This is a genomic window from Streptomyces sp. NPDC089915, from assembly GCF_040684675.1.
In the GTDB taxonomy this organism is placed as follows: Bacteria; Actinomycetota; Actinomycetes; order Streptomycetales; family Streptomycetaceae; genus Streptomyces.
The window spans coordinates 1-23,046 of the sequence record NZ_JBFBGN010000083.1; the positions used below are offsets into that span (position 1 = coordinate 1).

Consider the following 23,046-nt stretch of genomic DNA (forward strand, 5'->3'; position numbering starts at 1 on the left):
CTCCCGGCGCCGGCCGGCCGCCGCGCGCCGGGGCCGGCACCGCTCATGCGGGCGGGCCCCGGCGGCACGGGCGCCACCGGGTTGAGGTCGGTCACCTCGATCCGGAGGCGTTCCTCCGTGCAGTCCAGCACCAGCGCCCCGGGACCGCCCCCGTGCAGGCAGGCGTTGGCCACCACCTCCGACACCAGCAGCAGCACGTCCTCGGCGGCCTGGCGCGCCCCCGGTGTCGGGCCGGGCAGCCAGTGCCAGGCCGTGAGGGCCCGGCGGGTGAAGTCGCGGCTGCGTGAGACGGGATCCGTGAGCCCGTCGAGGACCAGGAGCCAATTCCGGTTGACCGGCCTTCGCTGTTCCATGGTCCCGCTTCCCCTCTCCTCGTGGGCTCCTATGGGCCGGGTTTCCCGCCCAGGGCCCGCGTCACGTCCGAGTGCACCGGGAAGACCGTGTCCGCCCCGGTGATGCGGAACATCCTGGCGACCGGCCCGCCGAGACCCGCCAGCTCCAGGGAGCCGCCGGCCTCCTCTACGGCGATCCTGCCGTGGAGCAGGGCGTTCAGTCCGGTGGAGTCGCAGAACCGCAGCCCCGCCATGTCCACCACCAGCCGTCCGCCCCGGGCGGCCGCGCCCTCCAGGGCCTGCCGGAGGGGCTCGGCGGTGTCGTGGTCCAGCTCGCCGCCGAGCGTGAGGAGGACCGTCCCGTCCACCGTCCGCACCGCGACGCTGAACCGTTCGCCTTCCGTTCCCGGCATCCCCATCCGGCATCATCCTTCCCGCATGCTTCCTTGCACCTGCCCCGCGCTCGGCGCCTTATGCATGCATACCCCCTCTATTCCCTCTCCTCCCCGTTCTCCACCGTGACCGGCCGGGCCGCCGGTCACCGCAGGTCGGCCGCTGCCGCGGTGTCGTCGAGGAAGCCGCCCGACTGGTGCTGCCACAGCCTGGCGTAGGCGCCGTCGGCGGCGAGGAGTTCGTGGTGGGTGCCCTGTTCGACGATCCGTCCGCGGTCGAGGACGACGAGCCGGTCCATGGTGGCGACGGTGGACAGCCGGTGGGCCACCACGAGCGCCGTGCGCCCCTCCATGAGCCGCCACAGCGCGTCCTGGACGAGGACCTCGCTCTCGGAGTCCAGCGCGCTGGTCGCCTCGTCGAGCAGCAGGATCGGCGCGTCGCGCAGGATCGCCCGGGCGAGGGCGACCCGCTGGCGCTGGCCTCCGGAGAGCTTCACCCCGCGCTCGCCGACCATGGTGTCGAACCCGTCGGGGAGGGCGTCGGCGAACTCGGTGACGTGCGCCGCCTCGGCCGCGCGGCGGATCTCGGCGTCGGTGGCGTCCGGCCGGGCGAAGGCGATGTTCTCGCGCAGGGTGCGGTGGAACATGGCGGGGTCCTGCGGCACGTAGGCGATCAGGCCGCGCAGGTCGGCCTGGGACAGCCGGCTGATGTCCTGTCCGCCGATCCGGATCCGGCCGGAGTCGATGTCCGTCATCCGCAGCAGCAGCCGGGTGAGGGTGGTCTTGCCGCCGCCGGACCGGCCGACCAGGCCGATCTTCGAACCGCCGGCGACGGCCAGGTCCAGGCCCTGGAACAGGGGTTCGGAGCCGCCCCCGTGGGTGAAGCGCACCCCCTCGAAGGACACGTCGGAGCCCTTGGGGTCGAGCGGCTCCGGCGCGGCCGGGTCGAGCACCTTCGGCGGGACCAGCAGCAGTTCGGTGAACTGGGCGGCCTCCGTCATCGAGCTTTCGAGCCGGCGGTAGATCTGGTTGAACTCGAACATGATGCGGGTGGCGTTGCCGTAGTAGGTGAAGGCGACGACGACCGCCTCCACCCCGTGCCCGTTCCCGGCGAGCCCGACGGCGAGGAACAGGCCCAGCGCGTTGGTCAGTACGGACATGGGCGCGACGAGGGTGTCGATGCGCAGGTTGCCGTAGTCCCACGAGCGCAGCATGAGCCGGCGCGACTCCGCGACGCGCGCGCGGTGTTCGGCCGCCTCGCGCCCCTCGGCGGCGAAGGCCCGCACCGTGTCCATGTTCATCAGGCTGTCGGAGACGTGGCCCGACACCCGGGCGATCGCCTCCTCCCGCCGGTCGACGAGCGCCTGCCTGCGGCGGACCAGGGGGGCCACGCCCACCCCCGTCACCACGATCATCACCAGCAGCCCGACGACGAGCAGCGGGTCGTACTGCCAGAGCACCACCGACCCGAACAGCAGCGGGACCAGCCGTCCGACGACGTTGAAGGTGAGCGCGTCGACGAACTCCTCGAAGCGGGAGGCGAAGCTCAGGACCCGTTTGGTGAGCGAGCCGGCGAAGTTGTCGTGGAAGAACGCGGCGTCCTTGGCGAAGAGTTCGTCCAGCCCGATCACGTACAGCCGCTCGACGCCCAGGGCGTCGACCCGGTTGAGGCAGTGCAGCCCGACGCGCCACATGCCCTCGGAGAGGAGCAGGACGACGGCGAAGGCCGCCACGTACGGGAGCATGTCCCCCGGACGGGTGGCGGCGCCCTGTGCGATCCGGCCGACGAGTTTGGCGACGACGAGGGGCGCGACGTAGTTGATGCCGGCGTTGCCCAGCGCCGGCATCAGCATCGCGGGGACGGTCCAGCGGCGGAGCCGGACCATCTCCCGTCCGTAGTGGCGAAGTGCGAGGACCACCGAGCCGCGGCTCGGCGAATTCCTGGGTGATTCTGGCATTCCCGTACCAACCCTGCTGTGTCGGACCGTCAGACAAGGTTCCGCAGTGTTCCGCAAGGGCGCCCGTACGGTCCATGTGTTTTTCGACCGGTACGGGCATCACGCACTGTAGGGGAGCGGGTACGGGGCGCGACAGGGCGCCTCGACGAGGCGGGGTGGCGCGGGCCTGATCAGGCTCCGGACACCGGATCGGACTCCGGACCGGGTCAGGCGCCGGACCGGTCCAGTTCCTCGTCCAGCGCGAGCGCCGCCGTGATGAGCGCCAGGTGGGTGAACGCCTGCGGGAAGTTGCCCAGTTGCTCGCCGGTCGGCCCGATCTCCTCGGCGAAGAGGCCGACGTGGTTGGCGTAGGTGAGCATCTTGTCGAAGGCGTAGCGGGCCGTGCCGAGGCGGCCGGCGCGGGCGAGGGCGCCGACGTAGAGGAACGTGCACAGGGAGAACGTGCCCTCGTCGCCGCGCAGGCCGTCCGGGGACTCGGCGGGGTCGTACCGGTGCACGAGGCTGTCGGAGACCAGCCCCGCCTCGATCGCGTCGAGGGTCGACAGCCAGCGGCGGTCCTTGGGGGAGACGAAGCCGACGGTGGGCATCAGCAGGAGGGAGGCGTCGAGCACGTCGCCGTCGAAGTGCTGGACGAACGCCTGACGGCGGTCGCTGTAGCCGCGTTCCATGATCTGGTGGAAGACGGCGTCGCGCGCGGCGGTCCAGCCGGCCACGTCGGCGGGCCGGGCCAGTTCGGCGGCCAGCCGGATGCCCCGGTCGAAGGCCGTCCAGCACATCAGCCGGCTGTAGGTGAAGTCGCGACGGCCGCCCCGGGTCTCCCAGATGCCCTCGTCGGGCCGGTCCCAGGAGCGGGCCAGCCAGTCGAGGAGGGCGCTCAGGTTCCGCCAGCCGTCGTACCCGGCCAGCTGGGCCAGGTCGGCGGCGTGGCCGAGGGCGAAGACCGCCTCCCCGTAGATGTCGAGCTGGAGCTGGCCCGCCGCGCCGTTGCCGAGCCGTACGGGCGCGGAGCCCCGGTACCCCTCCAGGTGCGCCAGCACCTCCTCGTCGAGGTGCGGGTCCCCGTCGACCCGGTACATGATCTGCAGCGGCTCGCCGGTCACCGTCCCGCCCTTGTGGACGCGGGCCCCCAGCCAGCGCCGGAAGTCGTCGGCCTCGTCCTCCAGGCCCAGGTCGATCAGGGCCTTCACCGACAGCGACGCGTCGCGCACCCAGGTGTAGCGGTAGTCCCAGTTCCGCTCCCCGCCGATCCGCTCGGGCAGGCCCATGGTGACGGCGGCGACGGGCGCGCCGGTGGGGGCGTACGTCATGAGCTTCAGCGTGATCGCGGACCGGTTGACCATCTGCTGCCAGCGGCCCCGGTACCGGCTGCGGCTCAGCCACCGGTGCCAGTGGTCGTAGGTGGAGCGGAACGCGCGGCGCAGTTCCGGCTCGGTCATCGGCTCCGGCGGCCCGGCGGAGGGATCATGACACACCGTCAGCACGGCGGCGGCGAGCCCGCCCTGCCCCAGCTCCACCTCCCCCCGCACTCCGGCCCCGTCGGCCCGGATCCGCACCGCCCCGCCGACCTGCAGGTACGCCGACACCTCCGGCCCGCCGAACCGCGCGGTGCCCCCGTCCACCGCCAACTCCGGTTCGGCGCGCCCGTAGTCGAAGACGGGCCGGCACTCGATCCCGAACCGGACGCTGCCCCGGGTGACGCGCAGGATGCGGATGATCCGGTGCTGCTCGGGGGGCGCCTCGGCCTCCCCCAGGGGCATGAAGTCGACGACCTCGCCGACCCCCTCCTCGGTCATGAACCGGGTGACGAGGACGGCGGTGTCGGCCAGGTACAGCTGCCGGGTGACGACGCCGTCGCCCTCGGCGGCGACGGCGAAGAACCCGCCGCGCTCGTGATCGAGCAGGGAGGCGAACAGGCTGGGCGCGTCGAAGCGGGGCGCGCAGAACCAGTCGATCACCCCCTCGGAGGAGACCAGCGCGGCCGTCCGCAGGTCCCCGATCAGCCCGTGGTCCCCGATCGGCGGATACCGGCGTCGACGCATGGCACTCCCTCCACACCCAACCCCGCCCCACCCCCCACGCTACGATCCCCACCGCCCCGGGGCACCCCGTGGCGGGGCGCCCCGGCAGGACGCCCGCCTCAGCCGCTCAGAAGCACTGCTTGTAGTAGTTCTTGATGTTGGGGAGCGATTCCAGGTCCGCCCGGCGGGACGGGTGCCTGGTGAGGATGTAGCGGATGCGGTCCTCCAGGTCCTTGCCGCCCGGGACGAAGGGGGTGGGCTGGGCCGCCTTGAGGATGTCGCAGAACTCCTTGATCAGCCGCAGCTGCGCGTGGTTCGCCGCGAGCGCGCCGAGGTTCTGGGTGACGTCCGCGCGCCACTGGGCGGGCATGTCGCCCGGCTTGCAGTCGAGGCCGTCCACGCCCACGATCCACGCGCTGCCCACGATCTGGGCCGAGTGGACGTTCTGGCCGATCGTCGTCGTCCCGTTGGGGACGGGGATCCTGCCCTGGCTGCTGAGCGTCGGCATCAGGGATTCGACCCAGCCCGCCGTGCAGTACGGGGGGTCCCAGACGATCGAGCCGAAGGCGCCGCTCTTCGTGATCACCTGGACGAGTCCCTGAGGGGTGGTCAGGGCGCCGCCGGGCGAGTTCTCCCAGGTCGTGACCCCCTGGGCGGGCTGGGCGGTGTAGCCGCCGGCGTTCGGGTCGGCGACCAGGGTGAATATCTCCTGGACCGTGGCGTCCGCGGCGTTCTTGCGCAGCCAGAGCTTGAGCGGGTGCGCGGCGGCGGCGACGTACAGCCGGCCGGCGCCGTCGGCGGAGAGCCGCATGCGCCTGGTCCCGGTCACCCCGTGGACCGTGCCGCCCTTGTAGCGGAGCACCCCGTCCGCGGCGGTCCACAGGTGCGCCCGGTTGAAGAACTCCCGCGCCTCGCCGAGGGCGAGCGAGGTGAGACAGAGGGGCCCGGCCGTCCGCAGCGAAGGCGAGGCCACGGCCACCAGTTGGCCGTCGGCCTTGGTGAACTTCGGCTGGGCGAGGTCGAGTTGCGGGAAGGCCTTGACGAGTTCCGCCCGCAGGGCGTCCCGTTCGTCCTCCAGGTCCAGCAGGAACCGGCCGAACTCCTGGCCGCCCGACATGGTGCGCAGCTCGGCGGCGATCTTCGCGGTGTCGGGCGCCTGGCCGCTGAGCCAGCGCAGCAGGTTGGGGTACGGGGTGTTCGGGGTGGAGGTGCTCATGGTCTTCCCTTCGGTCGGGCACGGCACGGTGGACCGGGTGGGGGGAGGCGCGGGGCACGAGAACGCGGGCGGCCCCGGAGGGGACCGCGACGGCGTGGACGATTTCAAGCTACCCGGCGGAGCCGCCCCCCGAGACGGAATCGGCCGAACCGGCCAAACCGGTCGAACCGGTTCCGCGGCGGCGGGGTCCCCCGCCGCGCCGGCGGCATTGCCTTCGCCGTCATCCATTGCAATGCACCGTTGCATTCGACGGCAGACCATTGCATCAATTTGCGCCCTTTCACCTGCGGTTATGCGTGAAGTCCATTGACCGGAATATGAACGCAACGTAGCTTTCGAGAGGCGCCGAACGCGTCATATCGCGAGATGAGGAATGGTCATGAGTGAATCCCCCCACGCCGTCGAGGCCATGCCGACGGAGCGCGGGACCGGCTGCCCCTTCGATCCGCCGGCGGCGCTGAGCGAGGCGCGGCGGCACGGCCCCATCAGCCGCTTCACCCACGTCGGGGGCGTGCCCGGCTGGCTGATCACCGGGTACGACCTGGTCCGGTCGGTACTGGCCGACCCCCGGTTCAGCTCGCGCAAGGAGCTGATGAACATCGCCGGCTTCGAGCTCCCCCCGGCCCCGCCCGGCGAGTTCCTCCTCATGGACGAGCCGCAGCACGGCCGCTACCGCAAGCCCCTCGTCGGCAAGTTCACGGTGCGGCGGATGCGGCTGCTCAGCGAGCGCATCGAGCAGATCACCGCCGAGTGCCTGGACGCCATGGAGGCGGCGGGTCCCTCGGCGGACCTGGTGACCGCGTTCGCGAAGCCTATCCCCACCATCGTGATCTGCGAGATCCTCGGTGTGCCCTACGAGGACCGCGCCTCCTTCCAGGAGCAGATCGACGCCTTCATGGGCGGCGAGGTGAGCGACGAGGAGCTGATCGCCGCCTACACCGCGACCCAGGAGTACCTGGCCCGGCTGGTGGCCGCCAAGCGCGCCAACCCGACGGACGACGTGCTGAGCGAGCTGACCGACGGTGATCTGACCGACGAGGAGCTGAAGGGGATCAGCCTGATCCTGCTCGCGGCCGGCTTCGACACCACCGCGAACATGCTCTCCCTCGGCACCTTCGCCCTGCTGAGCAACCCCGAGCAGCTGGCCGCCCTGCGCGAGGACCCCTCGCTCACCGACGGCGCGGTGGAGGAGCTGCTGCGGTACCTGAGCGTCGCCAAGACCTTCCACCGCACGGCGCTGGAGGACGTCGAGGTCGGCGGGCAGACCATCGAGGCCGGAACGACGGTCGTCCTGTCCTTCAACACCGCCAACCGCGACCCCGAACGCTTCACCGACCCCGACGCCCTCGACATCCGGCGCCCGTACGACGGCCACCTGGCCTTCAGCCACGGCATCCACCAGTGCCTGGGCCAGCAGCTGGCCCGCGTCGAGATGCGGGTGGCGTTCCGCGCCCTGCTCGAACGCTTCCCCACGCTGCGCCTGGCCGTACCCGCCGACGAGGTCCGCCTGCGCCCGGAGACCGCCGACATCTACGGGGTGAAGAGCCTTCCCGTCACCTGGGACGCGAGGTGAGCGCCGCCGTCCGCCCGCACGTCGACCGCGAGCGCTGCATCGGCGCCGGGATGTGCGCCGTGACCGCCCCCGAGGTCTTCGACCAGGACGACGACGGCCTGGTGGTCCTGCTGGACGCCGCGCCGGACGCGGCCCGCCTCACGGCCGCGCGGATGGCCGCGGGCGTGTGCCCGTCGGGGGCCATCACCCTCGGCGGGCCGGCGTCCGGCGGGTCCCCGCAGGACCGCCCGCCCGCCGTCTGACGGGCTCAGCCGTCCGTGGGCGGCGCGTCCAGGTAGGGGTTGCGCGGTGGGGCGACGGGCTCCAGGGCGCCGGCCTCCATGGCCGGGACCGGGTTCTCGACGGAGACCCGCCCGGCCCGCAGGACACCCGTGACCTCGACCCAGGTGTCGGGTGCGGGCGCCTTCGCCCCGTGCACCTCCACGTGCAGGGTCCGCGCGTCGGCCGCGCAGCAGCTGAGCTTGAGGCGGTTGAGGTACCAGGTGCCCGGGGCCTTGCCGGCGGAGACGAACCCCATCAGGCGGACCTCGCGGCCGTCCAGGGTCTTCGGCGCGTGCACGGAGCGTCCGATGAACTCCTCCAGGGACAGGGGCGTGGTCGGCGCGTCCCCGAGCCCCCCGTAGACGCTCTGCCCGGCGCCGCCGGACACGGCCCCGCCGCGCGAGGCCGTGTACGCGCCGAGCGCGGGCGGGGCGACGAACATCAGGGCGAGGGCGGGCACGGCGAGGAGCCAGGCGACCTGCGTGACACCGCCGTGGCTGTGGCCGTGATCGTGGCCGTGCCCGTAATCGTGGCCGTGATCATGCCCGTGCTCGTCGTCGTCATCCCGGTGTCCGGGGCCGTGGTCCCCGCCCTCGTCCGCGTCGTCGGCCTCCGGCTCCCGCAGGCGCCGGACGAGCTCGGCCGCGAGCCCCGCGAAGCCCAGGACGGACAGCAGGGCTCCGGACGCGACGAGGTAGGGCCACAGCCCTTCCTTCACGTACCGCAGGTACACGTCGCTGCGCACCGTGGTGTGGAGCAGGCCCGTGCCGGTCAGCACCAGCAGCAGGGGGGCGCCGAGTCCGCCCAGCAGGCGGGCGCCTTCCGCGGGGGCGGCGGGTCGTCCGGTCACAGGAGTACTCCTCCGACGACCACGCAGCACAGGATCGCCACGACGAACGTGGCGGCGCAGAACCGCACCGCGAACGTCCGTCCGAAGGCCCCCGACTGCAAGGCGATCAGCTTCATGTCGACCATCGGGCCGACCACCATGAAGGCGAGGCGGGCCGTGGGCGAGAAGCCGGTGAACGAGGAGGCGACGAACGCGTCCGCCTCCGAGCACACCGACAGGAGCACCGCCAGCGCGGCCGCCACGAGGACGCCCAGCCACGGCGATCCGGAGAAGGCCTCCAGCACGGAGGGCGGTACGAGGACGTTGAAGGTCGCCGCGGCCATGGCGCCCACCACCAGGAACCCGCCCGCCTGGAGGAAGTCGTGCTGCAGCCCGAGCCGGAAGGCCTCCAGCCGGCCCGCGCCGGGCGCGTGCTCCGCCCGTCCGGCCGGCAGCCGCAGCCAGTGCTCCCGTCCCCACCGGATCCACAGCCAGCCCATGGCCACCGAGGTGACGAGGGAGGCGCCGAACCGCGCGGCCACCATCTCCGGCCTGCCGGGGAACGCGATCGCCGTCGCGACGAGCACCACCGGGTTGACGGCGGGCGCGGCGAGCAGGAACGTCAGGGCCGCCGCGGGCGCCACCCCCCGCCGCATCAGACTGCTCGCGACCGGCACCGAGGCGCACTCGCAGCCCGGCAGCACCACACCGGCGGCGCCGGCCACCGGAACGGCCAGGACGGGATTGCGCGGAAGGATCCTGGCGAAGGCCCGTGCGGGGACGAACGCGCCGATGGCCGCCGAGACGACGGTGCCGAGGATCAGGAACGGCACGCCCTGCATGACGATCGCCACCAGCAGGGTGCGCCACGCCCCGAAGGCGGGCAGCCCGTAACGCCGCTCCAGCCAGGGTCCGGCGAGGACGGCGGCCACCGCGGCGCCGACCAGGGCCCAGCCCACCGCACCGGTACCCGCCCGGCGCCGCGGCGCGGCGTCGGCCTCGCCGCCCCGGGGCACGGACGGGTGTGGCGGCGATGGTTCCGTCGCCGTGCTCGCCGAGCCCTCCATCACGCCGCGCCCTTCGTTCCTCGTCCGCCACGGCGCGCGGCGGAGCGCGCCCGGCCGGCCGGCCCGGAGCCTGTCCGGCGCGGGCGGGCACACCCTAGCCGAGCAAGCTGGGCGGGGGCGTGGCGGGCCTGCGGGCCGTCAGTGCCCCGGCCGGCGCGTCACGGGTCCAGTACTTCGCGAGGGCCCCCTCCCGGTACGGGGCGGGGCTGACGCTCAGGTCGCCGGAGAAGGGGCGGTCCAGGACGAAGACCAGCAGGAGGCTGAAGCCGACGAGGCCGGCGACCGAGGCGACGAACAGGATCTGGACCCTCAGCTTGCGCAGCCCGTACAGGAAGGTGAGCGGGACCAGGACCACCGCACCGCCGAAGGCCAGGGCCTGCAGCACGCGGAACGCGTCCTGCAGATGCGTTTCCGTGGCCCCGTAGATGGCGCCGAACATCCCCAGCGTCACGCCGACCATGTCGTTGTGCTCCCCGCCGGCCAGCGTCGGGTGTCTGCGGCGCAGCAGCACGCTGCCGGCGACGGCGAGGAGAACGGTTCCGCCGACCGCGACGACGGCCAGGGTGAAGGTGCTGAAGTGGTTGAGCAGCCAGAGCGACATGTGGAGGGAGCATAGGGGTCCCGCGACACCCCTAAATCTCCTGTCCCACGCGCCACTTGGGCCACGGGCGTCACGCTCACACGACCGAGTGAAACCCACCTCCGGGAGGGACCGGAGGGCGGGCCCGGGCCGGCGGCGAAAGGCATGGCGCGCGGGGTCGGCGAAAGCGGGTAACGTCTTTGTCGTGTTCTTCCAGAATCCGTAGATCACCTCAGCTCACCACCGGGAGAACCCGTGACCGACAGCAAGAACATCAACAACCCCGTGGGCCAGGGCGGCGGCCAGCGCAAGAGGCAGTCCCGCGCCGAACGGCAGAACAACGGCCCGCACCGCAACCTCGACCGTCAGAGCGCCGCCGACAAGAAGGCGGAGCTGGTGCGCAAGATGCGCGAGAAGGCGGCCGCGGCCGAGGCCGCCGGCCGGGCGGACGACGACACCGCAGGGAACTGACGCACCGCCGCGGCGGAGCGGCAGCGCACGAAGCAGGCAGGGCCCGGACCACGACACAGGTCCGGGCCCTGTCTCCGTATCAGGACCGGCCCCGGACGCACGAAAGGCCGTCCTCTCATAGATGAGAGAACGGCCTTCGACCAGCGTTTCCGCGTGGTCGGGACGACAGGATTTGAACCTGCGACCCCTTGACCCCCAGTCAAGTGCGCTACCAAGCTGCGCCACGTCCCGTTGTGCTGTTTGTACCGCTGCGACCTGGGGTTTCCCCTCGTCCGCCGGGCACATGCAGAACATTACCGCACGCCGAGGGGTGCGTGTGCACCGGTGAGCGGGGCGGGGGAGGATGGGGCGGTGGACGGTCGGGAGCGGGATCGGGACGGTGCGGGGCGGGCGCGGAACGCGCGGCCCCGGGACGGGCTGGGGCGGCCCCTGGCCCACGGGGCCGAGGGGGTGGCGCGGCAGCCCGAGGGGGTCGTGCGGTCGCCACGGGAGACCGTGGTGGAGGCGCAGCGGCTGCTGGACGCCGGGATGCCGTTCCACGCGCACGAGGTGTTCGAGGACGCCTGGAAGTCCGGGCCGGAGGCGGACGCCGCCCTGTGGCGGGGGCTGGCGCAGCTGGCCGTGGGGCTGACGCACGCCGCGCGCGGGAACGCCGTCGGCGGGGCGCGGCTGCTGCGGCGCGGGGCCGGGGCCCTGGCCGGGCAGGGGAACGCGTACGGGATGGACGTGCCCGGACTGGCCGGGTGGGCCCGGGAGCTGGCCGGGCGGGTGGAGGCCGGGGAGCGGATCGACGCGGCGGCCGAGGCCCCCCGGCTGGCCGGTCGGCTCTAGCCGGCGGCCGGCTGGAGGAGGTCCCAGCGGTTTCCGTAGAGGTCCTCGAAGACGGCGACGGAGCCGTACGGCTCGTGGCGGGGCTCCTCCAGGAAGCGGACGCCTTCGGCGGTCATGCGGGCGTGGTCGGCGGCGAAGTCGGCGGTGTAGAGGAAGAAGCCGACCCGGCCGCCGGTCTGGTCGCCGACGCGGGCGCGCTGGGCGTCGTCCTTGGCGCGGGCCAGCAGGAGGGCCGATTCCCTGGCGCCGGGCGGGCGGACGACGACCCAGCGGGAGCCGTCCGGGCGGGGGGTGTCCTCGGCGAGTTCGAAGCCGAGGGCGCGGGTGTAGAAGTCGACGGCCTCGTCGTAGTCGCGGACGACGAGGGCGGTGAGGGCGATGTGGGAGGGCATGCCCTCATTGTGCGGGTGCGGCGAGGAGGACCACGTCCAGGGTGCGGGGGCCGTGTACGCCCTCGACCCGGTCGAGTTCGATGTCGCTGGTGGCGGAGGGGCCGGAGATCCAGGTCAGCGGGCGGGCGGGGTCGAGGCGTTCGAGGGCCTGCGGGACGGAGTCGACGACCTGGGCCGGGACGCGGACCACGCAGACGTGGTGGTCGGGGATGAGGGTGATGCGGCGCCGGCCCTGGTCGGGGCCGCCGTCGAGGACGATCGTGCCGGTCTCGGCGATGGCCAGGGCGCAGCCGGTGACGACGCTGTCGACCCGGTCCAGCGCGTGCGGGGTGGAGGAGGCCCGGTCGTGCACCGGGGTCGCGTCGGACGCCGCGAGCCAGTGCGGGGGCAGGGCCGGGGGCACGAGGACCGTCCGGGAGCCGCGTTCGGAGAGCAGGCGGGCCAGGAGCGGGGGGAGGCCGTCCTCGTCGGTGCGGTGGACCCGCGCCCGGTACTCCGTGAGGTTCGCGGCGAGCAGGTCGGCGGTCTCGGCCGGGGTGCGGGTGCCGTGGGTGCGCAGGTAGTCCCGGGGGACGGGCGGGGCGTCCGGGGCCTGGGCGTTGGCCCGCCGGATGCGGGACAGGATGCGGTCCTTGGTGCTCATCCTCGGGTCCCCCGTTCGCGGAGCCACCAGTCGCGGAAGGGTTCCGCCGGGAGGTCGGGAAGGTCGCGGGTGGCGGTCCAGGCGCGGCCCGGGCCCGGGAGGCGGCGCGGGCGCAGCCGGCGGGCGCGGGCCAGCAGGCGTTCGCCCGCGCGCAGCGCGCCCGGGTGGTCGAGGAGGAGCCGGGCGGCGCGCATCGCGGCCCGTTCGGCGGTGTGGCCGTGCGCGGGGCGCAGCCGTACGCGGACGCCCTCGCGGGTCACGGGGCCGCCCTGGGCTACGCGTTCGCGCAGGTGGACCAGGACCTCGGGGATGTCGATGGCGACGGGGCAGACCTCGTAGCAGGCCCCGCAGAGGGTGGAGGCGAAGGGCAGGGTGGCGTCGATCGCGCTGTCGGTGCCGCGCAGTTGGGGGCTGAGGACGGCGCCGATGGGGCCCGGGTAGACGGATCCGTAGGCGTGGCCGCCGGCGCGTTCGTAGACGGGGCAGACGTTCAGGCAGGCGGAGCAGCGGATGCAGCGCAGGGCCTGGCGGCCGGTCTCGTCGGCGAGGGTGTCGGTGCGGCCGTTGTCGAGGAGGACGAGGTGGAAGGCGGAGGGGCCGTCGCCGTCGGCGGTGCCGGTCCACATGGTGGTGTACGGGTTCATCCGCTCGGCCGTGGAGGAGCGGGGCAGGGTCTGGAGGAAGATCTCCAGGTCGCGGAAGGTCGGGACGACCTTCTCGATGCCGACGACCGAGATCAGGGTGTCGGGGAGGGTCAGGCACATCCGGCCGTTGCCCTCGGATTCGAGGACGACCATCGTGCCGGTCTCGGCGACCATGAAGTTGGCTCCGGAGACGGCGACTTCGGCGCGCAGGAACTTCTCCCGCAGGTGCAGGCGGGCGGCTTCGGCGAGTTCGCGCGGGTCGTCGCCGAGGTCCTCGGGGGCGGGGCGGCCCCAGTGGCCCATCTCGGAGCGGAAGACCTCGCGGATCTCGTCGCGGTTGCGGTGGATGGCGGGGACGAGGATGTGGGAGGGCCGGTCGTGGCCGAGCTGGACGATGAGTTCGGCGAGGTCGGTCTCGTAGGCGGCGATGCCGGCGGCCTCCAGGGCCTCGTTGAGGCCGATCTCCTGGGTGGCCATGGACTTGACCTTGACGACCTCGCGGGCGCCGGTGGCCAGGACGAGGGCGGTGACGATCCGGTTGGCCTCCTCGGCGTCGGCCGCCCAGTGGACGGTGCCGCCCGCCCCGGTGACGGCGGCCTCCAGTTGGAGGAGGTAGTGGTCGAGGTGGCGCAGGGTGTGGTCCTTGACGGCCCGGCCGGCCGCGCGCAGCCGGTCCCAGTCGGCGAGTTCGGTCACCGCGCGGGCCCGCTTGTCGCGGATGGTGTGGGTGGCGCGGCGGAGGTTGGCGCGCAGGACCTCGTCCCGTACGGCCTCCTTCGCCGCTTCCGGGAAGGGCGGGAAGGGGGCGGTGGGAGGGAAGGCGGGCATGCCCAGATGGGTGCGCGTCATCGCGTCGGGTCCTCCTCGGTCTCCTCGGTCGACGCCAGGATCTCGGCGAGGTGCAGGGTCCGCAGCGGGGAGCCGGCGCGGCGGAGGGTGCCGTCGAGGTGGGCGAGGCAGGAGTTGTCGGCGCCGCACAGCACCTCGGCGCCCGTGGCACCGGCGGTGGCGGTCTTGTCGGCGGCCATGGCGGCGGACACGTCCGGGTTCTTCACGGCGAAGGTGCCGCCGAAGCCGCAGCACTCCTCGGCGCCGGGCAGCTCGACGAGTTCCAGCCCCTTGACGGCGGACAGCAGCCGCCGGGGGCGCTCGCCGAGGCCGAGGGTGCGCAGGCCGTGGCAGGAGGGGTGGTAGGTGACGGTGTGCGGGAAGTACGCGCCGACGTCGGTCACGCCGAGCACGTCGACGAGGAACTCGGTGAGCTCGTACACGCGCGGTACGAGGTCCTCCGCGAGCCGCTCCAGTCCGCTCCCCCGCCCCTCGCGGGCGGCCTGGCGGGCGATGCGCGGGTAGTGCGCGCGGATCATCGCGGCGCAGGAGCCGGAGGGGGTGACCACGTACTCGTGGCCGGCGAAGGCCTCGGCGGTGCGCCGCAGCAGCGGTTCGGTCTCGCGCCGGTAGCCGGTGTTGTACTGCGGCTGGCCGCAGCAGCTCTGGGCCGCCGGGAAGTCCACGTCGACGCCGAGCCGCTCCAGGAGGCGGACGACGGCGACCCCCGTACGCGGGTAGAGGGCGTCGTTGACGCAGGTGACGAACAGGGCGACACGCATGGTGGGCACAATAGCCCGGTGAAGAAGTTCTCAGTGATCGGTATAGGCGCGGGCGACCCGGACCACCTGACCCTCCAGGCGGTCAGGGCGATCGGCGCGGCGGACGCATTCCTCATCCTGGAGAAGGGGGAGGAGAAGGCGGACCTGACGGGGCTGCGGCGCGCCATGCTGGAGGCGCACGCCCGGCCCGGCCACCGTCTGGTGGAGGGCCGCGACCCGGACCGCGACCGGACTCCGGCGCAGTACGCCCCGACGGTGGACGGCTGGCGCAGCGCCCGGGCCGAGATCTTCGAGCGGTTCATCGCCGAGGACCTGGCGGAGGGTGAGACCGGGGCCTTCCTGGTGTGGGGCGACCCCTCCCTGTACGACTCCACGCTCGCGATCCTCGACGAGGTGCTGGAGCACGGGCGGGTGGCGTTCGAGCACGAGGTGGTGCCCGGGATCAGCAGTGTGTCGGCGCTGCTGGCGCGGCACCGCACCAATCTGAACCGGGTGGGCCGCCCGGTCCAGATCACCACGGGCCGGCGGCTGGCGGAGGGCTGGCCGCAGGACGTGGACGACGTTGTGGTGATGCTGGACGCGCGGCACGCGTTCACCGCCCACCTCGACCAGGACCTGTTCATCTACTGGGGCGCGTACGTGGGCACCCCGGACGAGATCCTGGTGTCGGGGAGGCTGTCGGAGGTGTCCGGCCGCATCGAGGAGCTGCGGACCGAGGCCCGGGCCCGCAAGGGCTGGATCATGGACACCTATCTGCTGCGGCGCCCCTGAGGCGGCCGGCGGATCACCGCAGGAAGGCGGGCAGGGCCGCGGCGAGGCGTTCGTACTCCTCGGGCCGGTTGTAGACCTGCCCGCAGACCCGCAGCCCGCCGCCGCCCTCGCGGGGCCAGACCAGGACCCGGATGCGGAGCTTCGCGGCGAGTTCCTCGCGCAGGGCGGTGGCCGCCTCTCGGGTCTCGGCGACGCCGGGCGGCAGCAGCAGGGAGCGCAGCGCCAGGCCGGGGGTGTGCGGCAGCGGGGTGAGGCCGGGGATCCGGGCGAGCAGTTCGGCCCCGTAGCGGGCCAGCGCGCTGTTGTGGGCCCGGACCCGGTCGGCGCCGAGCCGCTCCAGGAGGTCGAGGCCCTCGGGGGCGGCCAGCCAGCCGGTGTAGTCGAAGGTGGCACGGTACTCGACGGAGAGCGGGAAGCCCCGGTGGTCCTCCCAGGAGGGGCTGAGGGAGCGGACCCGGGCGCGGTGGGCTGGGGCCACGGCGAGGAGGGCGCTGCCGGAGGGGGCGTACCCCCATTTGTGCAGGTTCCCGAACCAGAAGTCGGCGCCGGCGGCGACCGGCTCGGCCAGCATGCCGGGGGTGTGGGCGCCGTCGACGACGGTGGTGATCCCGCGCGCGGCGAGGTCGGCGAGGAGCCGGGGGCCGGCGATGAGGCGGGCGGTGGGCGAGCTGACGTGGTCGAGGACGGCCACCCTCGTGCGGGGGGTGATCCCGGCGAGGACGGCCTCGCGGACGGCGTCCTCGTCGGGCAGGAGCGGGTCCAGGGCCACGGTGACGACCTTCGCCCGGCGGGCGGCGGCGTCGACGACGGTGCCGTAGCCGTGGTCGGTGACCAGGATCTCGTCGCCGTCGGCGAGGGGGATCGCGTCGAGGGCGAGGTTGGCGCCCTCGGTGGCGTTGGAGATGAACGCGAGGCCGTCCGGGTCCGCTCCCAGGCGCGCCGCGATCCGGCCCCGGGCGGCGGTGAGCCGTTCGGAGACCCCGTTGAAGAAGGCGTCGGGGTCGGCGTGGGCCTGGGTGCGCAGGGCCTCCTGGGCTTCCTGGACGGGCAGCGGGACCGCCCCGTAGGAGCCGTGGTTGAGGTGCGCGACGGCGGGGTCCAGCCGGAAGAGGGCGGGGCCGCCGGGGAAGGCGGAGGGGGCGGTCGGTTCGGTCACGGATGCCTCCGGGTCGGGGACGGGCGGGCGCGCCTGGCCCTTCGGGCCGGCTCCGGCAGCATGGGGCGGGGCCGGGGCCGGGCGAAAGGGCCGCTTGGGCGGGATTGGCCTGGCGGGGAGCCCGCCGCGCCCGATTTGCACGACTGTGCCCCCGGCGCCCCGCGCCCGGGTGACCGGCCGGGCAGCACCCCGCCCGGGGCCGGCCCGGCGCTGCCCATGCCCGGCGGCACGGGCCCTGCGGGATGGGCCCGGATTCCCGGCCCGCGCCCGCCACCCGGCGCGCCGCGCCCGGACCCGGACCCGCCGCCCCCGCCCGCCTACCGTGGGCGGCCGCTCGTCGCCGCGTAGTACTGGAGGTCCTGGACCGGCACCGTGCGGTCCGCGGGGTAGGGCAGTTCCACCTCCGCCGTGGGTCTGCCGTCGCGGACCAGACGGGCGGAGCTGATGCCCGGTCCCAGGGGGAGCAGCCGCGCGTGGAGGCCGGCCGGGGCCGCGTACTCCCCCGTGGTGCGGCCGACGGCGGTGCGGACGGTGCCGGGGGCCGTGAGGAGGCTGAGCACCTCCACCGTGTCCCGGGCCGCGGCGCTGCCCTGGCGCAGGGACATCAGCCGGGACTGGGCGCCGGTGGGGCCGGCGTCCGCGAACTGGGTGCGGCCGGTGAGGTACAGGGTGTCGCGGACGACGCGCGGCCACGCGCCGGTCTTGAAGCGGGTCAGGTAGTACGAGCTGAGGTCGAGGTAGGCGTAGCCGTTGTGCAGGGACGGCGCGAACTGGCTGCCCTCGGAGTAGTCGTTCCAGGTGGTCAGCTGGACCCAGTCGGCGCCGTCGTCGATGGCGTGGGTCCAAGTGGAGCGCAGGGTCGCGGTGTTGCCGGCCTCGTCGTAGATCCCCTGGTTGGGGCGGGCGTCCTGGACGGACACGGGCTGCATCCAGATCTTGCCCAGGCCGTGGGCGCGGCGGACGTCGGCGGTGGCGCCCTCCTGGCCGGCGTAGCTGCGGCTGCCCCACTCGGAGAACCCGTGGCTGATCGGGGCGAAGGCGGCGGCGTGGGCGTCGAGGTCGAGGAAGAGCGGGACGAAGGCGGTCCGGATGCCGTGCCGGGCGGCGAGGGCGTCGATGACCCGGCTCCACCAGCCGGGGTCCTTCTGCTCGGCCTTGAACGGGGAGAGGACGAGGCGGCCGTCGTCGAGCCGGTGGGCGGCGGGGTACTGGGCGAGGACCGCCACGGCGTCGGCGAGGACGGCGGGGTCGTCGGTGTCCAGCGCGGTCATGTCGGGCATCAGCATGATCCGGAAGCCGGGGTCCTCCGCGTGGGCCGCCTTGAGCAGCAGTTCGGCCCGCTCCCGGTTCTTGCCGGTGAGGGAGAGCAGGTCGAGGGTGAAGCCGTCGATGCCCGCGTCGCGCGCGGTGCGCACCTCCTGCCGGAGGTTGGCGTACTCCCAGTCGCCGTCCTTGGGCGGGACGGGCAGCGGGCGGTCGCGCAGCAGGCCGCCGTACTGCCGGTGCTTGCCGTTCTCGCCTTCGGGGTCGAGGTAGTTGCGGGTGTAGTAGTCGCTCTCGGCGCTCGCGTTGTCCAGGGAGAGCGGGTACGGGGTGAAGTAGTGGGCGAACACCAGCTTCCGGCCCGCCTCGCCGGAGCGCAGCGCGGCCGGTGCGGGGAGGTCGAAGGGGAGGGCGCCGGCGGGGCGCGCGGCGGGGGCGGCGGGCGGAGCGGCGGCGCCGGCCCGGAAGGGGTCCCAGGCGACGCCGGCGCCGACGCAGGCACCGGCCAGGAGCAGGACGCAGAGCAGCAGCGCCGGTAACGGCCTGCCGAGCGGGCGCCGGTGGGTGGAGGCCGCGCGCACGCGCCCGTCGGTCCGCCGCCGCACCGTCATCGCCGATCCCCTCCCCGGAGCACTCCCCCGCCGGGGGCTGCACAGCAGTAGAGCCGATGTCCGGGCCGCGGACAACCGTTCCCGGGGGCGGGGCGCGGCGCGTACGCCACCGGGGTGACCGGAACCATGAAGACCGCTTTGCCCGGGCTAATTTGGCGTCCATGCCGATGACCGTGGTGCGCCGCAGCCGAGGGATGTTCCCGAGGCTGCGCAAACGCATGCGCAACTCCTTCCTCTTCGTTCCGTTCGCGGGTCTCCTGATCGGCTGGCTGCTGGCCACGGCCGTGGTCCAGGCCGACCAGCTCATCCACGACCTCGACGCCCGCTGGGCCGATGTGGACCTCGCGGACCAGTGGTTCCTGCGCACGGCCGCGGACTTCGGGTCGGCGGCGAAGACGGCGGTCGCCGCGGTCAGCTCGGCGATGCTGACGTTCATCGGCGTGGTCTTCTCGATCACCCTGGTCGCGCTCCAGATGGCGGCGGGCCAGTTCTCGCCCCGGGTGCTGCGCATCTACGTGGAGAGCCGGGTCACGAAGCTGACCCTGGGGACGTTCCTGTGCACCTTCCTGTACACGCTGCGGGTGCAGAGGGAGTACGGCTCGTCGACGGACGGCTCCGACCAGGTGGTGCCCTACCTGGGCGCCTCGCTGGCCATGGGGTTCCTGGTGCTCAGCCTCGTCCTGTTCGTCGTCTACGTGCACTCCACCATCCGCCTGATGAGGGTCACGTACGTCATGGACCGGGTGTGCCGGGAGAGCCTGCGGCTGATCCGCGACAGCGCCGGGCCCGCGCGCGGCGGGGACGGGGAGGCCGCGGATCGGGGCGCGGAGCCGGGCGGCACGCCGGTGGCGCACGTCTGGCGGCCCGGTGTGCTCCAGGCCGTGGACGTGCCGCGGCTGGTGGCGCTCGCCGGACGGGACGGGCTGGTCCTGCACCTGGTCCCGCGGATCGGGGACTACCTCGTCCCGTACACCCCGCTGTTCCGGGTCACGGGCGGGCCGGCGCCGTCCGACGCGGACCTCCAGGCGGCGCTGGAGCTGGGGGTGGAGCGGACCACCGAGCAGGACCTGGCCTTCGGGATCCGCCAGCTCGCCGACATCGCCTCGCGCGCCCTGTCCCCGTCGGTCAACGACCCGACCACGGCGGTGCAGGCCCTGGACCGGATCCAGGTGCTGCTGACCGCCTTCGCCGGCCAGCCCCTGGGGCGGGCGTACCACCGGGACGCGGAGGGCGCCGTGCGGCTGGTGGAGACCCTGCCGAGCTGGCCGGAGCTGCTGGACCTGGCCCTCACGGAGGTCCGGGACTACGGGATCGGCTCGGCGCAGATCACCCGGCGCGTCGCGGCCTGCCTGGACGACCTGGAGCGGCTCGCCCCGCCCGACCGGCGCGAGCCCGTACGGCGCCAGCGGGACCTCCTGGAGGAGGCCGTGCACACCACGGCGGCGACCCCGCAGCGCGCGGCGTTCGCCCTGCGGCCGGACCGCCAGGGCATCGGCTGAACCGGCCGCGGCCCCCGCGGCGGTCCCGCTCTGGCGGAATACGACATTCCCCTAGTCATCCGTGTGAAGTGGCGCATAATCGTCGTCACGCGGCCCGGATCATCCCGGCTGCCGCACCGGTCACGCATGCAATGGGGGGCATCGTGATGTGGGGAGACTCCAGACCCGCCCGCTCGGACGGGGCGGCCGGGACCCTGCCGGCCACCTCCGGCGAGCTGTCCGTCCTGCTCACCGCCGTCCGCCGGGGCCGGGTCCTGACGGTCACGGGCCGTTTCCGCGAACCGCGCGCCCTGCTGGTGCGCGACATCGCGCGCCGGATCTCGTCCAACTTCTGCGACGGCGCCTCCGTGGTCTCCCTCCGGGGGGACGGCGGCGTGCGCGACCTCGTGTCCGCGCTGGGCTGCCTGCCCGGCATGCCCTTCCTGCCCTGCGGCACCGCGAACGCCGCCTCCTGGCTCGCCGAGCGGGACATGCTGCTGGTGCTGGACGACAGCGACCGGCTCTCCCCCGAGGCGCTGGTGTGGCTGCGGCGGCTGCTCGCCGTCGCTCCGGGCCTGCGCATCCTGGCGGCGGGCCGCCATCCCCTGGCCGTCGGCCAGGGCCGGGTCCACCGCCTCTGATCCGGAGACGGGTACGGGTCCGCCCCGGCCGGCGTGCGTGCCGGCCGGGGCGGACCCGTACCACGGTGCTGCTGCCTGCCGGGGCGTCAGCCCAGGATCGCGAGCGCCTGGTTCAGCGTCGCGGACGGACGCATGACGGCCGCGGCCTTGGCCGGGTCGGGCTGGTAGTAGCCGCCGATCTCGGCCGGGGAGCCCTGGACGGCGACGAGCTCGGAGACGATGGTCTCCTCCTGCTCGGCCAGCGTCTTGGCGAGCGGCGCGAAGGCCGCCGCGAGCTGCGCGTCGTCGCTCTGGCCGGCCAGCTCCTGCGCCCAGTACAGGGCGAGGTAGAAGTGGCTGCCGCGGTTGTCGATGCCGCCGAGGCGGCGGGTCGGCGACTTGTCCTCGTTGAGGAAGGTGCCGGTGGCGCGGTCGAGGGTGTCGGCCAGGACCTGGGCGCGGGCGTTGCCCGTGGTGGTCGACAGGTGCTCGAAGGAGGCGGCCAGCGCGAAGAACTCGCCGAGCGAGTCCCAGCGCAGGTAGTTCTCCTTGACCAGCTGCTGGACGTGCTTCGGGGCGGAGCCGCCGGCGCCCGTCTCGAAGAGGCCGCCGCCCGCCATCAGCGGGACGACCGACAGCATCTTGGCGCTGGTGCCCAGCTCCAGGATCGGGAAGAGGTCGGTCAGGTAGTCGCGGAGCACGTTGCCGGTCACCGAGATGGTGTCCTCGCCGCGGCGGATGCGCTCCAGGGAGTACGCGGTGGCCTCGACCGGGGCGAGGATCTCGATGGTCAGGCCGTCGGTGTCGTGCTCGGCCAGGTACGTCTTGACCTTGGCGATCAGCTGCGCGTCGTGGGCGCGGGTCTCGTCGAGCCAGAACACGGCCGGGGCGCCGGTGGCGCGGGCGCGGGTGACGGCGAGCTTGACCCAGTCCTGGATCGGCAGGTCCTTGGTCTGGCAGGCGCGGAAGATGTCGCCGGCGGCGACCTCCTGCTCGATGAGCGCGTTGCCCGCGGCGTCGACGACGCGGACGGTGCCCGCGGCGGCGATCTCGAAGGTCTTGTCGTGGCTGCCGTACTCCTCGGCCTTCTGGGCCATGAGGCCGACGTTCGGCACCGAGCCCATGGTGGCCGGGTCGAACGCGCCGTGGGCGCGGCAGTCCTCGACGACGGCCTGGTAGACGCCGGCGTAGCTGCTGTCCGGGAGGACGGCGAGGGTGTCGGCCTCGGCGCCGTCCGGGCCCCACATGTGGCCGGAGGTGCGGATCATGGCCGGCATCGAGGCGTCGACGATGACGTCGGACGGCACGTGCAGGTTGGTGATGCCCTTGTCGGAGTCGACCATCGCGAGGGCCGGGCCCTCGGCGATCTCGGCGTCGATCGAGGCCTTGATCGCGTCGCCGTCGGCGAGGGCGCCCAGGCCGTTCAGGATGGTGCCGAGGCCGTCGTTCGGGGAGAGGCCGGCGGCGGCCAGGGTCTCGCCGTAGCGGGCGAAGGTCTTCGGGAGGAAGGCGCGGACCACGTGGCCGAAGACGATCGGGTCGGAGACCTTCATCATCGTGGCCTTGAGGTGCACGGAGAACAGGACGCCCTCGGCCTTGGCACGCTCGATCTGGTCGTTGAGGAAGGTGCGCAGCGCGTCGACGTGCATGACGGACGCGTCCACGACCTCGCCGGCCAGGACCGGTACGGACTCGCGCAGCACGGTGACGGCGCCGTCGGCGGCGACGTGCTCGATGCGCAGGGTGCCGGCCTCGGCGATGACGGTGGACTTCTCCGTGGAGCGGAAGTCGTTCGCGCCCATGGTGGCGACGTTCGTCTTCGACTCGGGGGTCCAGGCGCCCATGCGGTGCGGGTGGGCCTTGGCGTAGTTCTTCACCGAGGCGGGGGCGCGGCGGTCGGAGTTGCCCTCGCGCAGCACCGGGTTGACGGCGCTGCCCTTGATCTTGTCGTAACGGGCGCGGACGTCGCGCTCCTCGTCCGACTTCGGGTCGTCCGGGTAGTCCGGAAGGGCGTAGCCCTGGCCCTGGAGCTCGGCGATCGCGGCCTTCAGCTGCGGGATCGAGGCCGAGACGTTGGGCAGCTTGATGATGTTGGCCTCGGGGGTCTTCGCCAGCTCGCCGAGCTCGGCGAGGGCGTCGGCGATGCGCTGCCCCTCCTCGAGGTACTCGGGGAACACGGCGATGATCCGACCGGCCAGGGAGATGTCACGGGTCTCGACATTCACACCGGCCGTCGACGCGTAGGCCTGGATCACAGGCAGGAAGGAATACGTCGCGAGGGCCGGGGCCTCGTCAGTGTGCGTGTAGATGATGGTCGAGTCAGTCACCGG

The 23,046-nt window shown here is 73.5% G+C and carries 22 protein-coding genes and 1 tRNA gene; 7 read left to right on the plus strand and 16 right to left on the minus strand.

The window, feature by feature from the left end; translation table 11 throughout:
• The 5 genes from AB0O29_RS23120 to AB0O29_RS23140 form a co-directional block, all read right to left on the minus strand.
• Nucleotides 1–353: ATP-binding protein (locus AB0O29_RS23120; protein WP_365154208.1), on the minus strand; the 353-nt coding region annotated here is incomplete at its 3' end.
• Between the two features lie 29 nt (nt 354–382).
• Nucleotides 383–751, minus strand: a complete 369-nt coding sequence (locus tag AB0O29_RS23125; RefSeq protein ID WP_365154210.1) for an STAS domain-containing protein — start codon at nt 749–751, stop codon at nt 383–385.
• A 119-nt stretch (nt 752–870) separates the two neighbouring features.
• Nucleotides 871–2,682 carry an ABC transporter ATP-binding protein gene (locus tag AB0O29_RS23130; RefSeq protein WP_365154212.1) on the minus strand — a complete coding sequence of 604 codons (1,812 nt, stop codon included), beginning with the start codon at nt 2,680–2,682 and terminating at the stop codon, nt 871–873.
• Nucleotides 2,683–2,888: 206 nt separating this feature from the next.
• Nucleotides 2,889–4,721, minus strand: coding sequence for a glycoside hydrolase family 15 protein (locus AB0O29_RS23135; RefSeq protein ID WP_365154213.1), 1,833 nt, complete (start codon nt 4,719–4,721; stop codon nt 2,889–2,891).
• Between the two features lie 106 nt (nt 4,722–4,827).
• Nucleotides 4,828–5,916: a hypothetical protein gene (locus AB0O29_RS23140; RefSeq protein ID WP_365154215.1), complete on the minus strand. Its 1,089-nt coding sequence runs from the start codon at nt 5,914–5,916 to the stop codon at nt 4,828–4,830.
• Nucleotides 5,917–6,295: 379 nt separating this feature from the next.
• Between AB0O29_RS23140 and AB0O29_RS23145 the strand changes: the two genes are divergently transcribed.
• Both AB0O29_RS23145 and AB0O29_RS23150 read left to right on the plus strand, forming a co-directional pair.
• Nucleotides 6,296–7,489, plus strand: coding sequence for a cytochrome P450 (locus AB0O29_RS23145; protein ID WP_365154217.1), 1,194 nt, complete (start codon nt 6,296–6,298; stop codon nt 7,487–7,489).
• Complete coding sequence (locus AB0O29_RS23150; RefSeq protein WP_365154218.1) at nt 7,486–7,731, plus strand: ferredoxin; 246 nt, start codon at nt 7,486–7,488, stop codon at nt 7,729–7,731. Before AB0O29_RS23145 ends, AB0O29_RS23150 begins: the two co-directional genes overlap by 4 nt.
• Before the next feature lie 5 nt (nt 7,732–7,736).
• Here AB0O29_RS23150 and AB0O29_RS23155 read toward each other — a convergent pair whose 3' ends face one another.
• The 3 genes from AB0O29_RS23155 to AB0O29_RS23165 form a co-directional block, all read right to left on the minus strand.
• Nucleotides 7,737–8,600: a TIGR03943 family protein gene (locus tag AB0O29_RS23155; protein ID WP_365154219.1), complete on the minus strand. Its 864-nt coding sequence runs from the start codon at nt 8,598–8,600 to the stop codon at nt 7,737–7,739.
• A complete protein-coding gene (locus AB0O29_RS23160) occupies nt 8,597–9,595 on the minus strand; it encodes a permease (RefSeq protein WP_365154221.1) in 999 nt (332 codons plus the stop codon). Before AB0O29_RS23160 ends, AB0O29_RS23155 begins: the two co-directional genes overlap by 4 nt.
• A gap of 145 nt (nt 9,596–9,740) precedes the next feature.
• Nucleotides 9,741–10,247: a hypothetical protein gene (locus AB0O29_RS23165; protein ID WP_365154223.1), complete on the minus strand. Its 507-nt coding sequence runs from the start codon at nt 10,245–10,247 to the stop codon at nt 9,741–9,743.
• A gap of 234 nt (nt 10,248–10,481) precedes the next feature.
• Here AB0O29_RS23165 and AB0O29_RS23170 point away from each other — a divergent pair, with 234 nt between their 5' ends.
• A complete protein-coding gene (locus AB0O29_RS23170; protein ID WP_365154225.1) occupies nt 10,482–10,697 on the plus strand; it encodes a DUF6243 family protein in 216 nt (71 codons plus the stop codon).
• Between the two features lie 154 nt (nt 10,698–10,851).
• On the opposite strand, the gene AB0O29_RS23175 is transcribed toward AB0O29_RS23170, so the two are convergent.
• A tRNA-Pro gene (locus AB0O29_RS23175) sits at nt 10,852–10,928 on the minus strand.
• 120 nt (nt 10,929–11,048) lie between these two features.
• Between AB0O29_RS23175 and AB0O29_RS23180 the strand changes: the two genes are divergently transcribed.
• On the plus strand, nt 11,049–11,528 hold the full coding sequence (locus AB0O29_RS23180) for a DUF309 domain-containing protein (protein ID WP_365154227.1): 480 nt from the start codon (nt 11,049–11,051) through the stop codon (nt 11,526–11,528).
• On the opposite strand, the gene AB0O29_RS23185 is transcribed toward AB0O29_RS23180, so the two are convergent.
• From AB0O29_RS23185 to AB0O29_RS23200, 4 genes are read right to left on the minus strand one after another with little or no spacing between them, the layout of a single operon-like run.
• A complete protein-coding gene (locus AB0O29_RS23185) occupies nt 11,525–11,920 on the minus strand; it encodes a VOC family protein (RefSeq protein ID WP_365154229.1) in 396 nt (131 codons plus the stop codon). The genes AB0O29_RS23180 and AB0O29_RS23185 overlap by 4 nt on opposite strands.
• A gap of 4 nt (nt 11,921–11,924) precedes the next feature.
• Nucleotides 11,925–12,563 (minus strand): LUD domain-containing protein, encoded by a 639-nt coding sequence (locus AB0O29_RS23190; RefSeq protein ID WP_365154231.1) that lies wholly within the window; start codon nt 12,561–12,563, stop codon nt 11,925–11,927.
• Nucleotides 12,560–14,056, minus strand: a complete 1,497-nt coding sequence (locus AB0O29_RS23195; RefSeq protein ID WP_365154233.1) for a lactate utilization protein B — start codon at nt 14,054–14,056, stop codon at nt 12,560–12,562. Before AB0O29_RS23195 ends, AB0O29_RS23190 begins: the two co-directional genes overlap by 4 nt.
• On the minus strand, nt 14,053–14,817 hold the full coding sequence (locus AB0O29_RS23200; protein ID WP_365154235.1) for a (Fe-S)-binding protein: 765 nt from the start codon (nt 14,815–14,817) through the stop codon (nt 14,053–14,055). The genes AB0O29_RS23195 and AB0O29_RS23200 overlap by 4 nt, the downstream gene beginning before the upstream one ends.
• A gap of 18 nt (nt 14,818–14,835) precedes the next feature.
• Between AB0O29_RS23200 and cobF the strand changes: the two genes are divergently transcribed.
• Complete coding sequence (gene cobF, locus AB0O29_RS23205; RefSeq protein WP_365154237.1) at nt 14,836–15,588, plus strand: precorrin-6A synthase (deacetylating); 753 nt, start codon at nt 14,836–14,838, stop codon at nt 15,586–15,588.
• A 13-nt stretch (nt 15,589–15,601) separates the two neighbouring features.
• Here the strand turns inward: cobF and AB0O29_RS23210 are convergent, their stop codons facing one another.
• Nucleotides 15,602–16,744, minus strand: a complete 1,143-nt coding sequence (locus tag AB0O29_RS23210) for an aminotransferase class V-fold PLP-dependent enzyme (protein ID WP_365154239.1) — start codon at nt 16,742–16,744, stop codon at nt 15,602–15,604.
• A 317-nt stretch (nt 16,745–17,061) separates the two neighbouring features.
• Entirely contained in the window at nt 17,062–18,618 is a 1,557-nt protein-coding gene (locus tag AB0O29_RS23215; protein ID WP_365154241.1) for a glycoside hydrolase family 71 protein, read from the minus strand.
• Between the two features lie 161 nt (nt 18,619–18,779).
• Here AB0O29_RS23215 and AB0O29_RS23220 point away from each other — a divergent pair, with 161 nt between their 5' ends.
• Nucleotides 18,780–20,117, plus strand: coding sequence for a DUF2254 domain-containing protein (locus AB0O29_RS23220; protein ID WP_365154243.1), 1,338 nt, complete (start codon nt 18,780–18,782; stop codon nt 20,115–20,117).
• A 143-nt stretch (nt 20,118–20,260) separates the two neighbouring features.
• On the plus strand, nt 20,261–20,737 hold the full coding sequence (locus AB0O29_RS23225; protein ID WP_365154245.1) for a hypothetical protein: 477 nt from the start codon (nt 20,261–20,263) through the stop codon (nt 20,735–20,737).
• Between the two features lie 86 nt (nt 20,738–20,823).
• On the opposite strand, the gene AB0O29_RS23230 is transcribed toward AB0O29_RS23225, so the two are convergent.
• On the minus strand, nt 20,824–23,043 hold the full coding sequence (locus tag AB0O29_RS23230; RefSeq protein WP_365154247.1) for an NADP-dependent isocitrate dehydrogenase: 2,220 nt from the start codon (nt 23,041–23,043) through the stop codon (nt 20,824–20,826).
• Between the last annotated feature and the right edge of the window lie 3 nt (nt 23,044–23,046).

Excerpts from the sequence above, each read along its gene's own strand:
- AB0O29_RS23190 (WP_365154231.1), bottom strand. The coding sequence starts at position 12,563 with ATGAGCACCAAGGACCGCATCCTGTCCCGCATCCGGCGGGCCAACGCC.
- AB0O29_RS23220 (WP_365154243.1), top strand. The coding sequence starts at position 18,780 with ATGCCGATGACCGTGGTGCGCCGCAGCCGAGGGATGTTCCCGAGGCTG.
- AB0O29_RS23165 (WP_365154223.1), bottom strand. The coding sequence starts at position 10,247 with ATGTCGCTCTGGCTGCTCAACCACTTCAGCACCTTCACCCTGGCCGTC.
- AB0O29_RS23140 (WP_365154215.1), bottom strand. The coding sequence starts at position 5,916 with ATGAGCACCTCCACCCCGAACACCCCGTACCCCAACCTGCTGCGCTGG.
- AB0O29_RS23135 (WP_365154213.1), bottom strand. The coding sequence starts at position 4,721 with ATGCGTCGACGCCGGTATCCGCCGATCGGGGACCACGGGCTGATCGGG.
- AB0O29_RS23215 (WP_365154241.1), bottom strand. The coding sequence starts at position 18,618 with ATGACGGTGCGGCGGCGGACCGACGGGCGCGTGCGCGCGGCCTCCACC.
- AB0O29_RS23130 (WP_365154212.1), bottom strand. The coding sequence starts at position 2,682 with ATGCCAGAATCACCCAGGAATTCGCCGAGCCGCGGCTCGGTGGTCCTC.
- AB0O29_RS23185 (WP_365154229.1), bottom strand. The coding sequence starts at position 11,920 with ATGCCCTCCCACATCGCCCTCACCGCCCTCGTCGTCCGCGACTACGAC.
- AB0O29_RS23145 (WP_365154217.1), top strand. The coding sequence starts at position 6,296 with ATGAGTGAATCCCCCCACGCCGTCGAGGCCATGCCGACGGAGCGCGGG.
- AB0O29_RS23125 (WP_365154210.1), bottom strand. The coding sequence starts at position 751 with ATGGGGATGCCGGGAACGGAAGGCGAACGGTTCAGCGTCGCGGTGCGG.
- AB0O29_RS23195 (WP_365154233.1), bottom strand. The coding sequence starts at position 14,056 with ATGACGCGCACCCATCTGGGCATGCCCGCCTTCCCTCCCACCGCCCCC.
- AB0O29_RS23200 (WP_365154235.1), bottom strand. The coding sequence starts at position 14,817 with ATGCGTGTCGCCCTGTTCGTCACCTGCGTCAACGACGCCCTCTACCCG.